Origin of the sequence: Polynucleobacter sp. AP-Sving-400A-A2 (assembly GCF_018688155.1) — a bacterium.
Taxonomy (GTDB): Bacteria; Pseudomonadota; Gammaproteobacteria; order Burkholderiales; family Burkholderiaceae; genus Polynucleobacter.
This window is the reverse complement of record NZ_CP061312.1, coordinates 1,854,209-1,869,819: the sequence shown is the minus strand read 5'-3', so window position 1 is coordinate 1,869,819 and position 15,611 is coordinate 1,854,209. Positions and strand designations below refer to the sequence as shown.

General features: G+C 46.2%; 12 protein-coding genes. All 12 read left to right on the top strand.

Annotated elements, in window-relative coordinates; all coding sequences use genetic code 11:
* Positions 1 to 93: 93 nt before the first annotated feature.
* Positions 94 to 3,933 (top strand): FAD/FMN-binding oxidoreductase, encoded by a 3,840-nt coding sequence (locus C2758_RS09775; RefSeq protein WP_215328073.1) that lies wholly within the window; start codon positions 94 to 96, stop codon positions 3,931 to 3,933.
* Positions 3,933 to 4,322: a gamma-butyrobetaine hydroxylase-like domain-containing protein gene (locus tag C2758_RS09770; RefSeq protein ID WP_215328071.1), complete on the top strand. Its 390-nt coding sequence runs from the start codon at positions 3,933 to 3,935 to the stop codon at positions 4,320 to 4,322. The genes C2758_RS09775 and C2758_RS09770 overlap by 1 nt, the downstream gene beginning before the upstream one ends.
* Before the next feature lie 28 nt (positions 4,323 to 4,350).
* Positions 4,351 to 5,094 (top strand): bifunctional demethylmenaquinone methyltransferase/2-methoxy-6-polyprenyl-1,4-benzoquinol methylase UbiE, encoded by a 744-nt coding sequence (gene ubiE, locus C2758_RS09765; protein WP_215328069.1) that lies wholly within the window; start codon positions 4,351 to 4,353, stop codon positions 5,092 to 5,094.
* Positions 5,095 to 5,151: 57 nt separating this feature from the next.
* The gene (locus tag C2758_RS09760) at positions 5,152 to 6,063 is read left to right on the top strand and encodes a Tim44 domain-containing protein (protein WP_215328067.1); all 912 of its coding nucleotides are present in this window, start codon (positions 5,152 to 5,154) and stop codon (positions 6,061 to 6,063) included.
* Between the two features lie 52 nt (positions 6,064 to 6,115).
* Positions 6,116 to 6,733: an SCP2 domain-containing protein gene (locus tag C2758_RS09755; RefSeq protein WP_215328065.1), complete on the top strand. Its 618-nt coding sequence runs from the start codon at positions 6,116 to 6,118 to the stop codon at positions 6,731 to 6,733.
* A 6-nt stretch (positions 6,734 to 6,739) separates the two neighbouring features.
* On the top strand, positions 6,740 to 8,326 hold the full coding sequence (ubiB, locus tag C2758_RS09750; RefSeq protein WP_215328064.1) for a ubiquinone biosynthesis regulatory protein kinase UbiB: 1,587 nt from the start codon (positions 6,740 to 6,742) through the stop codon (positions 8,324 to 8,326).
* A gap of 64 nt (positions 8,327 to 8,390) precedes the next feature.
* Positions 8,391 to 9,044 (top strand): DUF502 domain-containing protein, encoded by a 654-nt coding sequence (locus tag C2758_RS09745; RefSeq protein WP_215328063.1) that lies wholly within the window; start codon positions 8,391 to 8,393, stop codon positions 9,042 to 9,044.
* A 16-nt stretch (positions 9,045 to 9,060) separates the two neighbouring features.
* Positions 9,061 to 10,860 carry an aspartate--tRNA ligase gene (aspS, locus tag C2758_RS09740; protein WP_215328062.1) on the top strand — a complete coding sequence of 600 codons (1,800 nt, stop codon included), beginning with the start codon at positions 9,061 to 9,063 and terminating at the stop codon, positions 10,858 to 10,860.
* 22 nt (positions 10,861 to 10,882) lie between these two features.
* A complete protein-coding gene (gene nudB / locus C2758_RS09735) occupies positions 10,883 to 11,341 on the top strand; it encodes a dihydroneopterin triphosphate diphosphatase (RefSeq protein WP_371817699.1) in 459 nt (152 codons plus the stop codon).
* Between the two features lie 9 nt (positions 11,342 to 11,350).
* Positions 11,351 to 13,174, top strand: coding sequence for an ABC transporter ATP-binding protein/permease (locus C2758_RS09730; protein ID WP_215328061.1), 1,824 nt, complete (start codon positions 11,351 to 11,353; stop codon positions 13,172 to 13,174).
* Between the two features lie 9 nt (positions 13,175 to 13,183).
* Positions 13,184 to 14,506, top strand: coding sequence for a glycerate kinase (locus tag C2758_RS09725; RefSeq protein WP_215328060.1), 1,323 nt, complete (start codon positions 13,184 to 13,186; stop codon positions 14,504 to 14,506).
* A 2-nt stretch (positions 14,507 to 14,508) separates the two neighbouring features.
* Complete coding sequence (gene pyrC / locus C2758_RS09720; protein WP_215328059.1) at positions 14,509 to 15,567, top strand: dihydroorotase; 1,059 nt, start codon at positions 14,509 to 14,511, stop codon at positions 15,565 to 15,567.
* Positions 15,568 to 15,611 lie beyond the last annotated feature (44 nt).

Below are 15,611 nucleotides of genomic sequence, written 5' to 3'. Positions count from 1 at the left end.
CAGGGGTTTATCAACCCAAGCCAACATCTTTATTGGTTTCCTGCCAATATCAACGTCCCTCAATTAAAATGCATATTTACCAAATATGACGCTATGAACGCCCCATTAGCTTTGAACCAGTTGTTGGATGCCGAAGCGGGCTCACCCCGCCTCCGCGAAATTCCTTATAACTACACCTCCTTTTCCGATCGTGAAATCGTTATTCGCTTGTTGGGAGAGGAGTCATGGCGTGTTCTGAATGATTTGCGTGGGATTCGACGTACTGGCCGCTCAGCTCGTATGTTGTTCGAGGTGTTGGGTGATATCTGGGTAGTTCAGCGTAATCCTTTCCTACAAGACGACTTATTAGATAGCGCCAGTCGTCGCCAGTTATTAATTGACGCTTTATGGCATCGCCTTGGTGAGGTAAAGAAAAGATCTAGCGGTGAATCAGTTGAGCAAGTTCAGGTTTTATTAAAAGCGGCACATCACGCGGTTGAGCGTTTTGAGCAGGGCTTTAAAGAAGTGACTGAGATTCGTAAGCGCGCTCGTAAAGAGTTAAGCCGTATTACGGCTGCAGATAATATTTGTTTTGATGGTGTTTCACGTGCAGCGCATGTGACCGATGCAACGGATTGGCGCGTTGAGTTTCCGCTGGTAGTTCTGAAGCCTGATTACGAGTCTGAGATCCCTGGCCTTGTGAAAGCTTGTATTGCCTTGGGTTTAACCATTATTCCGCGTGGAGGGGGTACTGGTTACACCGGTGGCGCTATTCCTCTCTACGCTATGTCGGCAGTGATTAATACTGAAAAGCTTGAGCAGATTGATAGCGTCAAGGCAAAGCGTTTGCCAGGTGTGGACCATGAAGTTTCAACCATCTTTACTGGTGCTGGTGTAGTGACACGTAGAGTGGCGGAAGCTGCGGAGCGAGCTGGTCTAGTTTTTGCAGTCGATCCTACTTCAGCAGATGCGAGTTGCATTGGCGGCAACATTGCCATGAATGCTGGCGGCAAGAAGGCCGTCTTATGGGGCACTGCATTAGATAACTTAGCTAGCTGGCGCATGGTGGATCCAGAAGGTAATTGGCTTGATGTTGAGCGCCTTGATCACAATCTAGGAAAAATTCACGTAGTAGAAAAAGTACGCTTTGCGCTGACTTGGTCTGATGGTAGGAGTGAGCCAGGCGAACATGTTCTCAAAACAGAAATCTTGGAAGTAGAAGGTAAGCGCTTTCGTAAAGAGGGTCTGGGCAAGGATGTCACTGATAAGTTTTTATCAGGCCTACCTGGCGTTCAAAAAGAAGGGTGCGACGGATTAATTACGAGCGCCACTTGGATTTTGCATCGTATGCCTAAATTCATGCGCACTGTTTGCTTGGAGTTTTTTGGTCAAGCGCAAGAAGCTATTCCCAGCATTGTAGAAATCAAAGCCTACCTCGATGGCTTGAGCAAGAACGGCGGACCAATCTTGGCTGGTTTGGAGCACTTGGATGACCGATATTTGAAAGCAGTTGGTTATTCGACTAAATCTAAGCGCAATGCAATGCCGAAGATGGTGTTGATTGGCGATATTGCTGGTAACGATGAAGAGGCGGTAGCGGCTGCGACCAGCGAAGTCGTGCGCATGGCCAATAATCGTGTGGGTGAAGGTTTTGTGGCAGTTAGCGCAGAATCGCGTAAAAAGTTTTGGTTAGATCGTGCGCGTACTGCTGCGATTGCGCGTCACACCAATGCTTTTAAGATCAATGAAGATGTCGTCATTCCATTGCCGCGCATGGGTGAGTACACTAATGGTATCGAGCGTATCAACATTGAGCTCTCACTCAAAAATAAGTTACAAGTTTTAGATGGCCTCAAAGCTTTCCTAAAAAAGAGTGCGCTACCACTTGGTAAGAATGATGAAGACTATGAAATCCCCAGTACTGAAATTTTGGGTGATCGCGTACAGCAAGCTCTTGAACTGATTGATAAGGTACGGGCGCGTTGGTCAGATTGGCTGATGCAGATGGATACGTATTTTCCGGATCTGCAGAATTACAGTTTGCGCGCCTCATGGAAGACAGAAGTGCGCGCTGAACTCAGAATCATTTTTGGTGGCCTGACATTTGAGCCTATCCTCAATGAACTGGAAGCCATTCATAAAAATATTTTACGGAAGCGTGTATTTATAGCGCTGCATATGCATGCTGGTGATGGCAATGTGCATACCAACATACCGGTAAATTCAGATGACTACGAGATGCTGCAAGATGCTCATCGCGCTGTCGATCGGATTATGAAATTGGCCCGCTCGTTAGATGGTGTGATTTCTGGTGAGCATGGTATTGGTATTACCAAGCTTGAGTACCTGACTGAAGCTGAGTTGAAAGATTTCCGCGCCTACAAAATGCGTGTAGATCCTGAAGGCCGCTTTAACAAGGGTAAGTTAATGCCGCATGCGGATCTTAGCATTGCCTATACTCCAAGCTTTGGTTTGATGGGTCATGAATCCATCATCATGCAGCAAAGCGATATTGGCGCAATTGCTGATAGCGTAAAAGACTGCTTGCGTTGCGGTAAGTGCAAGCCAGTCTGCTCCACACATGTGCCACGCGCCAATTTACTGTACAGCCCACGTGACAAGATTTTGGCAACCTCCTCGTTAATTGAAGCTTTCCTGTATGAAGAGCAAACGCGTCGTGGTGTATCGATTCGTCATTGGGAGATGTTTGATGATGTTGCAGCACATTGCACCGTATGCCATAAGTGTTTAACACCTTGCCCGGTCAATATTGATTTTGGTGAGGTTTCGATGAACATGCGTAACTTATTGCGCAAGATGGGGCAGCAGCGCTTTAACCCTGGAACAGCGGCATCGATGATGTTCTTAAATGCTACCGATCCAGACACTATCAAGTTGCTTCGTAAAACTATGATTGGTTGGGGTTACAAGCTCCAGCGTTTGGGTAATGATGTGTTCCGTAAGTTTGCGCGCAAACAAACTGCGCACCCACCCGCCACGGTAACCAAGCCCAATATTAAAGAGCAGGTCATTTTCTTTGTAAATAAAAAGATGCCTGGTAATCTGCCGAAGAAAACCGCTCGTGCACTCTTAGATATTGAAGATGCGAATTACGTGCCGATTATTCGAGATCCAAAAACAACCTCCGCAGATACTGAGGCGGTGTTTTATTTCCCGGGTTGTGGTTCTGAGCGCTTATTCTCGCAGGTGGGTTTAGCTACCCAAGCGATGCTGTGGAATGTGGGCGTGCAAACAGTATTACCCCCCGGTTACCTCTGCTGTGGCTATCCACAGCGTGGTAATGGCGACTTCGACAAAGCAGACAAGATGATTACGGATAACCGTGTTCTCTTTCATCGCGTAGCTAATACCTTAAATTATTTGGATATCAAGACTGTAGTAGTTTCATGTGGCACTTGTTATGACCAGTTAGCAGGTTATCAGTTTGAACAGATCTTCCCTGGTTGCCGAATTATTGATATTCATGAGTATCTGCTGGAAAAGGGTGTCAAGCTTACGAATGTGACTGGTGTGAAGTATATGTATCACGATCCATGTCACTCACCAATGAAGTTACAAGACCCCCTCAAGACGGTGAATGAGCTGATTCAGTCAGAAGATGGCAAAGCCATTCAGAAGAATGATCGCTGCTGTGGTGAGTCTGGAACTCTTGCGGTGACACGTCCCGATATTTCAACTCAGGTACGTTTCCGTAAGCAGATCGAGATGGAAAAGGCTGCCGATGAATTACGCAAAGATAATTTCACTGGTGAGGTCAAAGTGCTCACTAGCTGCCCATCTTGTCTGCAAGGTCTGGCTCGCTTTGATGCGGATAGCGATACTACTGCCGATTACATTGTGGTTGAAATGGCGCAAAAATTATTAGGCCCTGATTGGATGCAAGACTATGTTGCTAAGGCAAATCAAGGTGGTATTGAGAGGGTATTGGTTTAATGATTCCAACTAATGTTGTAGTACATCAGCAGTCAAAAGTGCTAGAGCTCTCTTATGAGAATGGCAATACCTTTCGTCTACCTTTTGAATTTTTAAGGGTGGTATCTCCTTCGGCTGAAGTCCAGGGTCATGGCCCTGGGCAGGAGACTTTGCAAACTGGTAAGCGTGAAGTTCTGATAGCGAATATTGAGCCAGTGGGCCACTACGCTCTTAAGCCTTCATTTTCCGATGGACATGATTCTGGTTTGTATTCTTGGGACTATCTGCAATTTTTATGCGAGAACCAAGAAGCTTTATGGAAAGAGCACTTGCATAAACTAGCGGCTGCTGGTCTGGATCGAGATGCTCCGATGAGTGTTGCTGGTGGTAAAGCTTGTGGCAGCCATTAACCGTCATTTCAGTTAAGTAAAGAGGAATATGAGTAAGACCCATTTTGGATACCAAAGCGTCGATGAAGCTGAAAAAGCAGGTAAGGTCGCTGAGGTATTTCATTCTGTAGCGAGTAAATATGACGTCATGAATGATTTGATGTCATTCGGACTGCATCGCTTGTGGAAAAAAGTCACGATTGCGCGTGCTCAAGTGCGCCCCGGTCAAAAAGTATTGGATATTGCTGGTGGTACGGGCGACCTAGCCGCTGCCTTTGCGCGTGCAGCAGACTGGGGTCATAACCCTGAAGCTCAAGTATGGCTGAGTGACATCAATGCCTCTATGTTGGGGGTTGGCCGTGATCGCCTGCTTGATCAGGGAATGGCTTTACCCTGCGTGCAGTTTGATGCGGAGAAAATTCCTTTCCCCGCGAATCACTTTGATGTGGTGACAGTAGCGTTTGGCTTGCGAAACATGACTCATAAAGATGTTGCTTTGACAGAGATGCTCAGAGTAATTAAGCCCGGTGGTCGAGTGTTGGTGCTGGAGTTCTCAAAACCGGATGCTTTTTTAGGCCCGATTTATGACACCTACTCATTTAAGGTGTTGCCTTGGTTAGGCGAAAAGATTGCCCAAGATTCTGAGAGCTATCGCTACTTGGCGGAATCTATTCGGATGCACCCAGATGCTCAGGCTCTTAAAGATATTATGCTGGGGGTGGGTTTTGATGAGGTGGATACCCACAGAATGACTGGGGGTATCGTTGCGCTCCATATTGGTATTAAATACTAGTGTTTTTATAGTTTTCGTCAGTCAAGAATTAAAAGCAGTTTTATAGGGGATCAAAATATGAATAAGCATTTTTTCAAGGCAGTTATATTGTGTGTCAGCTTAATATTTGCTTGCGTTGGTCATGCTAATGCTGCCCGTTTAGGTGGTGGTAAAAGTGTCGGCAAGGCACCAAGCGCGCCAATGCAAAAACAAGCTACTCCCGCACAAAAGCCAACTCAACAAGCGCAACCAGCAGCACCAGCTGCGGCTCCTCAAGCACCAGCACCAAGTCGCTTCGGTGGTATGGGTGGCATTTTGGGTGGCTTAGCCGCAGGTCTTGGTATTGGTTTCCTCTTATCCCATTTTGGGTTAGGTGAGGGCGCATCTTCATTGATCACTGGATTGCTGATTGCTGCTCTAGCCGGCTTTGCCATCATGTTCATCATGAGAAAAATGATGCCTGCCTTATCTGGTGCTAATAAAAGCCCTCAAATGACTTCGCAAGGTATGCAGCGTAGCAATCTAGATCAGGCGCCAAGACAAGAGCCTGCATTTACGCCGGCTGCTAGTGGGCTCGGTGGTGTTGCCGCAGAGCCTGCACCATTTCAATCAACGCTTCCTCCAGGGTTTGATGAGTACGCATTTTTGGATAATGCGAAACAGTTTTTCTCAGGTTTACAAAAGGCATGGGATCAGGGTGACTTAACTGGATTACGTGAGTACACCACCCCAGAAATGTTCGCCACGATTGAGCAAGACTTGGCCGGACGTGCTGATAGCGCCAATCAAACCGACGTAGTGACACTCAATGCGCAGTTGCTTGGAATTGAAACAGCTGACAATACCTACTACTGTAGCGTGCAGTTCACTGGCATGATTCGTGAACAAGTGGGCGCGCAGGCAAATAACTTCTCTGAAGTGTGGAATCTCAGTAAGCCGGTAAGCGGTCCTGGAGGCTGGGTACTAGCGGGTATCTCCCAGTTAGTTTAAGCTTGTAGTACTTTCCACCGAAAGCCCGCACTTGTGCGGGTTTTTTACACTAATGACCACCGTATCTCCCGCCACTCACCACATTGCAGCATCTGCCGCTTGCCGAGGAATAAATCATGTCCTTAAGGCTGAGCCGTGGGCTATGGCGGAGTTGGCGCGCCATGCTGGTAAAGTCATTTTGCTTAATTTGCCGATTGGACAGCTCTTTTTTGAGATAGCACCCGAGGGCTCCCTGCTTGCCTTGACCCATGCGGATACCCCGTCATTAGAGTTAGAGATTTCCTCTGAAGCATTGAGTGCTTTAGCTGGTAGCCCTGGTAACTTGCGGGAGCAAGCAATGAAGTCAGTGAAGATTACCGGCGATGCTGACCTAGCGCAGCTATTGGGTCGTTTAGCAGGTCAAATTCGGTGGGAGTATGAGGAAGATTTGGCACGCTTCATTGGCGATGCGCCTGCAAACTTCGCTGTAAGCCAAGGGAAGAAATTCATTTCTGCTGGGAAATCTGCGGCGACCGATTTGCTAGAAAATGTTATTGAGTATGTCAGTGAAGAAAGAAAAGTCCTTTTGAATAAACGAGATTTTTTAATTCGTAAGAATGAATTAAGTGTGTTGCGTGATGCGGTTGATCGTCTAGATAAGCGTATTCAACTTTTAGAGCGAAAAGGTTAATTGATTGTGCGTCGTTTAGCCCGTCTCTATTTCATTTTCTTTACAGCATGGCGTTATGGTTTATTGCCACTACTGCGCGACATTCTGAAACCTGGGATTGCTCGTGGCTTCTTAACTATTCTTTGCTGGATGTCACCAGGGCAATCGCTACCTAGAGGTGAGCGCATCCGTCTGACTTTAGAAGCGCTCGGGCCGATCTTCGTAAAATTTGGACAAGTGCTTTCTACTCGTCGTGATTTATTGTCAGAAGATATCGCCAATGAGTTGGCAAAGTTACAGGATCAAGTGCCGCCATTTTCCAATGCAGAATCACGACTCTTAATTGAGAAGGCGCTTGGTTTACCGATTGAAGAAGTTTTTATTAGTTTTGATGCAACTCCGGTAGCTAGTGCTTCCGTTGCTCAAGTGCATTTTGGAATCTTACGCGCCACTGAGAGACATCCAGAATGGCATGAGCGAGAAGTTGCGATCAAGGTCTTGCGTCCAGGCATCCTCCCGGTGATTGAGAGCGATATTGCTTTAATGTATGACCTGGCAAAAATCATTGAAAAATTATCTTCCGATGGCCGTCGTTTAAAGCCAACTGAAAACGTAGCGGAGTTTGATAGACACCTGCATGATGAGCTCGATCTCATGCGTGAGGCTGCTAATGCCAGTCAGTTAAGAAGGTATTTTGTTGATTCAGACAAGCTGATGATTCCTGAAATGTATTGGGATCTATGTCACACCAATGTGATTGTCATGGAAAAAATGAATGGTATATCTATCGGTCGTTTTGATGAATTACGTGCCGCTGGGGTAGATTTCAAAAAATTAGCGGCAGAAGGTGTAGAGATATTTTTTACTCAAGTATTCGAACATGGTTTTTTCCATGCAGATATGCACCCTGGAAATATCATGATCAGCTTAGAGCCAGATAGTTTTGGGCGATTTATTTCTCTGGATTTTGGAATTGTTGGCGCATTAAGTGAAACCGATAAAAACTACTTGGCACTCAACTTTCTAGCCTTCTTTAACCGTGACTATCGGCGTGTTGCAGAATTGCATGTGGAATCTGGTTGGGTACCTGCAGATACCCGGGTAGAAGAGTTAGAAGGTGCAGTACGCTCGGTTTGTGAGCCTTACTTTGATCGACCTTTAAAAGATATTTCTTTAGGCATTGTTCTGGTGCGTTTGTTCCAAACATCCCGTCGTTTTAAAGTCGAAGTGCAGCCGCAACTTTCCCTACTATCAAAGACATTACTCAATGTGGAAGGTTTAGCGCGTGAATTAGACCCCGATCTTGATCTTTGGCAGACTGCAAAGCCGATCCTGGAAAAATGGATCAGCAGGCAATTGGGTTGGCGTGGATTGGTTGAGGGGCTTAAGAGTGAAGCGCCCTCTTGGGCAAAAATACTACCAACCTTGCCCCGCCTGATTGCGGAGAGTTTGGCGCAGGGGCGCGGTCCGCAAAGAGAGCAAAATGCTGAATTAGAGGTCTTAAAAGGCCTTTTAATTCAGGAAAGACGGACTCATCGCCTTTTGGTGGGTGCCTTGCTGTTCGCAGGCGGCTTTTTGGCTGGGATTCTGATAATCGGCCTTGGTCTTCACTAGACTGTCGCCGATTGCCGCTTAAACCGCTAAAATGCCAGGTTAGGCAAAGCGTAAGCGTGGGCAAATGAAAAAATACTTTATCGCAGGCATTCTAGTGTGGGCACCGATGTCAATCACTATTTGGGTGATTGGATGGGGATTGGGCCTGCTCGACGGTGTTTTTGGTTCTGTAATGCATGCCATTATTACCGTGTTCCCCAATCAGTTTTCCGGTGATTTGCAACATTTCCGTGAATTACCAGGTGTGGGCATTCTGATTGTTGTTTCAGTCATCATGATCACTGGATTACTTGCAATTAATTTTGCGGGGCAGTGGTGGATGAAGGTATGGGATCGCTTGGTGAATCGCATTCCGATTGTGCGATCGATTTACTCTAGTGTTCAACAAGTATCTTCCACTTTATTTTCTGGAAGCGGCCAGGCGTTTAGCAAGGCATTATTAATTCGCTATCCCCATGCAGACTCTTGGGCGATTGCATTTCAGACTGGTATGCCAGCAAAAGAAGTTGCGGCTAAGTTGGGTGAGGACTACGTGAATGTTTTCCTGCCAACTACTCCAAACCCAACCTCTGGATTTTTTATGATCGTCCCACGTGCACACACCATTGAATTAGAGATGAGTGTTGAAGAGGCGCTCAAACATATTGTTTCAATGGGATCTGTTCCCCCCACCAGTTCAACTGGTTTGACTGCTACTCAGTCAAACCCTCATCTTTGATTTATAGGAAATTGTTATGTCGATGCGAAGCCATACCTGCGGTCAGGTAACTGAATCACTCATTGGTCAAGAGATTACCCTCTCTGGTTGGGTTAATCGTCGTCGTGACCACGGTGGTGTGATCTTTATTGATCTACGTGATCATCAAGGTTTTGTGCAAGTTGTTTGCGATCCAGATCGCCCTGAGATGTTTGTACTAGCCGAGCAGGTTCGTAATGAATTTTGTATTCAGGTTAAAGGTTTTGTACGTGCGCGTCCTGCTGGTACCGAGAATAATGATTTAGTTAGCGGCAAGATTGAAGTGCTTTGCCATAGCCTAGTCATTTTGAACGCATCTATTACTCCCCCATTCCAATTAGAAGATGAGAATTTATCTGAGACCACTCGCTTAACTCATCGTGTTTTGGATTTGCGTCGTCCGCAAATGCAAAAGAACTTACGTTTACGTTACAACGTGGCTATGGAATGCCGTCGCTATCTCGATGCTGCAGGTTTCATCGACATCGAGACACCGATGTTAACGAAGAGCACCCCTGAAGGTGCTCGCGACTATTTGGTGCCTTCTCGTGTGCATGACGGACAGTTCTTTGCTTTGCCACAATCTCCTCAGCTGTTTAAACAATTGCTGATGGTGGCTGGTTTTGATCGTTACTACCAAATTACCAAGTGCTTCCGTGATGAAGATTTGCGTGCTGATCGTCAGCCTGAATTTACTCAGATCGATTGTGAAACCGCTTTCTTGGATGAGCTAGAAATCCGTGAGTTATTTGAAAACATGATTCGTCATATTTTCAAAATCACCATGAACGTAGAGTTGCCAAACCCATTTCCAACCATGCCTTACTCAGAAGGTATGGCGCGCTTTGGTTCGGACAAGCCAGATCTGCGTGTGAATTTTGAATTTACTGAATTGACTGATTTGATGAAAGATGTCGATTTCAAAGTATTTTCTGGTGCAGCAAACCAAGAGGGTGGACGCGTAGTTGGTTTATGCGTACCTGGCGGTGCTGAGATAAGCCGTAGTGAAATTGATGATTACACACAATTTGTAGCGATCTATGGCGCCAAAGGTTTGGCATGGATCAAGGTGAACTCGCTTGCAGAAGGCCGTAACGGTTTGCAATCACCCATCGTCAAGAATTTGCATGATGCTGCTATCGAAGGCATCCTGAAACGTACTGGTGCTAAAGATGGCGATATTATTTTCTTCGGTGCTGATAGAGAAAAAGTAGTGAATGATGCTATTGGTGGTTTGCGTCTGAAGATTGGTCACTCTGCTTGGGGTAAAGAACATGGACTATCTACCGAAGGTTGGAAGCCGTTATGGGTAGTTGATTTCCCCATGTTTGAATATGATGAAGACAATGCCCGTTGGGTCGCATGTCACCATCCATTTACTAGCCCCAAAGATGAGCATATGCAATATCTCGAATCGAGTCCTGGAAAGTGCTTAGCTAAGGCCTATGACATGGTTCTGAACGGTAGCGAGATTGGTGGTGGATCCGTCCGTATCCATCAAGAAGTAGTGCAAAGTCAGGTATTCCGCGCCTTGAAGATTGGTGCCGAAGAGGCTCAGGCGAAGTTTGGATTCTTATTGGATGCCTTGCAGTACGGCGCGCCTCCACACGGTGGTATTGCATTTGGTTTGGATCGTATCGTCACGATGATGACCGGTGCTGAATCTATCCGTGATGTCATCGCCTTCCCGAAAACACAGCGTGCACAGTGCTTACTTACTCAGGCTCCTAGCCCAGTTGACGAGCGTCAGTTAAAAGAGCTACATATTCGTTTGCGCCAAGCTGCCCCCGCTGCTTAAGTAAGACAGTATCTAGATCACCTTGAAAATCCCCATTTCGGTTTTAGTTGTTATTTGCAAATTGAATGGGGAGGTCTTGCTAATCGAGCGAGCCGATAAAGCCCATTTTTGGCAATCCGTTACGGGTAGTCTTGATTTCCTCGATGAGGATCTTAGTGCTGCCGCTGCACGCGAAGTCCTTGAAGAGACCGGAATTGATGTTCAGTCTCTTCCAGCGGGTTCTTTGCGGGATATGCATCATCAGATTGAGTACGAAATTTATCCGCAGTGGCGTCACCGTTACGCCTCTAGAGTAACCAGAAATGCTGAGCACTGGTTCTCATTACTGGTTCCCAATGAGATCTCAGTCAGATTGGCGCCAAGGGAGCACGTGGCTTATCAGTGGCTGCCTTTTACGGAAGCTGCAAAAAAATGCTTCTCTCCCAGTAATGGCGAAGCAATTCTCAAGTTGTTTTCTGCGCATCAAAGCGTAACTGACTAAGATAGCGTGATGAGACATTCATCAGGGCATCATCATTCAGCAGCAGATTCAAAGCCATCACAGGGTAGCGACTGGAAGGTTATTCGTGACTTACTTCCCTATCTATTGGAATACAAGTTTAGGGTTGCGATTGCCCTGACTTGTTTGGTTGCTGCCAAGGTCACCAATCTTGGCATTCCGATTTTGATGAAGGAATTGATTGATGAGCTTAATATCAAAGCAGGCTCTCCTCAAGCTTTATTAGTTTTACCGGCCGGATTGATCTTGGCTTACGGCTTCTTGAGGGTGTCTGCTTCTTTATTTACCGAGCTGCGCGAATCCCTCTTTGCTCGCGTTACTCAAAATGCGGTTCGTAAAGTAGCGCTACAAGTTTTTGAGCATCTACATTCTCTAGCGCTGAGCTTCCATTTGGCACGTCAAACCGGTGGAGTTAGTCGAGATATTGAGCGTGGGACTCGCGGTATTCAGTCGCTCATTTCCTATTCCCTATATAGCATCCTGCCAACCCTGATTGAGTTTTGCTTAGTACTTGGTTACTTGGCTTACGCATACGATATGTGGTTTGCCATTATTACCTTGATTGCATTGGTGCTTTATATTGCCTTTACGGTTGTGGTAACAGAATGGCGGACGCATTTCCGCCGCACCATGAATGACATGGATTCCAAGGCCAATCAGAAGGCAATTGATTCCTTATTGAATTTTGAGACGGTGAAGTACTTTGGTAATGAAGCCTTTGAGGCTAGTCGTTACGATCAAAATCTGATCCGCTACCAGACGGCTGCAGTGAAGTCTCAAAAATCTTTAGCCGTACTCAATCTTGGGCAGCAAGTAATTATTGCCGTTGGATTAGTCCTCATTTTGTGGCGAGCAACTCAGGGTGTGATTGATGGATCTATGACCTTGGGTGATTTGGTATTAGTTAATACCTTGATGATTCAGTTGTATATCCCGCTAAATTTCCTAGGCGTGATCTATCGTGAGATTAAGCAGGCGCTGACTGACATGGATCGTATGTTTTCACTTCTGAATACGGAGAAGGAGATTGCGGATGCACCCAATGCCCAGTCTTTGCGTATCAGTAATCAAAGCCGTGGCCCAGATGTTCGTTTTGAGAATGTCTCATTTCATTACGATGCCAAGCGTGAAATTCTGAAGGATGTTAGCTTTAACATCCCCGCGGGAACAATTACTGCAGTGGTCGGGCAGAGTGGCGCCGGCAAGAGTACCTTAGCTCGCTTACTGTTTCGTTTTTATGATGTTCAGTCCGGCAAGATTCTGATTGATGATCAAAATATTGTGGATGTCACTCAATTGAGTTTACGTAAGGCAATTGGCATTGTTCCTCAAGATACTGTCTTGTTTAATGACACCATTGGCTACAACATTGCTTATGGCAATCCTAATGCTTCGATTGAAGAAGTTCATGAGGCTGCTAGGGCGGCGCAGATTGATCGTTTCATCAAACATCTCCCAGATGGCTACGACACCCAAGTAGGCGAGCGTGGTCTGAAATTATCTGGTGGTGAGAAGCAGCGTGTTGCGATTGCAAGGACTCTACTCAAAAAGCCGGCAATGTTAATTTTTGATGAAGCAACATCGGCGCTGGACTCTAAAACAGAGCGGGCTTTTCAGGAAGAGCTGCTTGGCTTGGCTAAAAACCGTACGACCTTGATTATTGCCCATAGGCTGTCCACCATTATTCATGCGGATCAAATTTTGGTCATGGAGCATGGCCAGATAGTGGAACGTGGAACGCATGCAGAGCTATTGGTTGCTAGTGGCCGATATGCTGAAATGTGGCAAATGCAAGAGCGCATCGTTCTTGATTAGAATATCTCTATGAGCCAGCAAGAAACTATTCTCAAAAATGCCTTTGCCGCTGCTTTAGCGGTTGCCGACCCAAACAAAATCGTTCCTGAATACCTTGGCAAGATCTTTCCTCAAGGCTTGGAGTCCAAGGGTAGATGTTTGGTGGTCGGCGCTGGTAAAGCCAGTGCATCAATGGCAACAGCTCTAGAGTCGTATGCTCAGTGTCATTGGCCTAATGCAATTATTGAGGGGGTGGTATTGACCCGCTATGGACACAACTCTCCTACTGGCCATATCCAAATAATTGAAGCGGGTCATCCAGTGCCTGATCAAGCTGGCATGGACGGCGCTAAAGAAATCTATCGCTTAGTTAGTGAATTACAAGCTGGTGACATTTTGATTGCCTTAATTTCCGGCGGCGGTTCAAGCTTGCTTACTTTGCCCCAAGCCGGCATCACTATCGAAGATATGCGCAAGACTACCGAAGCGCTATTACGCTCCGGTGCGCCAATTGAAGAGATGAATGTCGTTCGCAAACATTTGTCAGCGATTCTGGGTGGTAATTTAGCAAGGCTGGCTATCGCACGTGGCGCTCGAGTTGAAGCATTGCTGATTTCAGATGTCACTGGAGATGCCCCTGCAGATATTGCAAGTGGACCTTGTGCGCCAGATTATTCGACTTACCAAGATGCTCTGGATATTTTGGCTAAACACCACTTAAGCTCTGACTCTATTCCAGAATCTGTTTTATCTCATTTGCGGCGTGGTGTTGCAGGTGAAGTTCCAGAGACCTTAAAAGAAGTAGATCTACAAAATACTGCGGTCAGTAATCATGTGATTGCTACGGCCTATAAGAGTCTTGAGGCTGCGGCAGACTACGTCCGCACACAAGGGTATGAGCCCATTATTTTGGGTGACACTATTACCGGGGAAGCTCAAGAAGTAGGTATAGAGCAAGCTGCCTTAGCCCGCCATCATTTATCGACTAAGACCAAAGGACCAATCGCCCTCATCTCGGGTGGCGAGTGCACGGTAACTATTCCTAGTGGAATTAAAGGCCGTGGTGGTCGCTGCAGTGAGTATCTACTTTCATTCTTTGCAGCATCAACTGATCTTCCTCATGTTTCCGCTCTGGCTGCAGATACTGATGGTATCGATGGTAGTGAAAAGAATGCCGGTGCGTGGTTTACCCCTGAGATCCGCCAGCTTGCCATTAAGCAAGACTTGATTCCTTCGCAGTATCTGGATCAGCACGATTGTTATGGTTTTTTTGCGCAACTAGATGCTTTAGTGGAAACTGGCCCTACACTCACAAACGTGAACGATTTTCGCATCATCTTGCTTGATAAATAATTATGTCCAATAGCCCAACTCAAATTCAACTGATTCAGCCAGATGACTGGCATTTGCATATTCGTGATCGTGAAGTAATGCGAGATGTATTGGTCGATACTGCGCGCCAATTTGCGCGTGCCATCATCATGCCAAATTTGAAGCCGCCAGTGACTACGGTTGATTTGGCAAATGCGTATCGTGGTCGGATTGAGGCGAATCTTCAATCTTTGGGTGTCACTAGCTTTACACCATTAATGACCTTGTATCTCACGGATAACACTGCTGCGGATGAAGTGCGTAAAGCAAAGAATGCTGGCATTGTTGGATTTAAACTTTACCCTGCAGGAGCGACAACTAACAGTGATGCAGGTGTGAGTGATATCAAGCGTTGTTATGCCACACTTGAAGCAATGCAGGCTGTCGGTGTGCCCTTGTTAGTGCATGGTGAAGTGACTAGTGCTCACATTGATATATTTGATCGTGAGGCGGTGTTTATTGATCAAGTACTCCAACCTTTACGTCAAGATTTTCCTGAGCTCAAGATTGTGTTTGAGCACATTACTACTAAACAAGCTGCGCACTATGTACGTGATGCGCATACTGCTGGAAAAAACAATATAGCCGCTACGATTACTCCACAACATTTATTAATGAATCGTAATGCGATTTTTTCTGGCGGCATTCGTCCGCATAACTATTGCTTGCCAGTACTCAAGCGTGAAGAACATCGCGTCGCCCTATTAGAGGCCGCAACGAGTGGCAGCCCTAGATTTTTCTTGGGCACTGATAGTGCGCCCCACGCCAAGGGCGCTAAAGAATCTGCTTGCGGTTGTGCTGGTTGTTACAGTGCTTTCAATGCCTTAGGTTTATATGCTGAGGCATTTGAGAGTGTTCGCAAGTTGGACAAACTGGAAGGCTTCGCTAGTTTCTTTGGCCCAGATTTTTATTTATTGCCACGCAATACCAAGAAAGTCACTTTGGTAAAGCAGGCGCAAAATATTCCTGCAGAGCTTCCTTTGGGTGGTGACACGATTGTTCCGCTGCGTGCAGGTGAAACTATCGCTTGGACCTTGGCTTAAGTCAGTTAAGACTTTCTCTATTCATTTTTAGGATAAATTTCTGC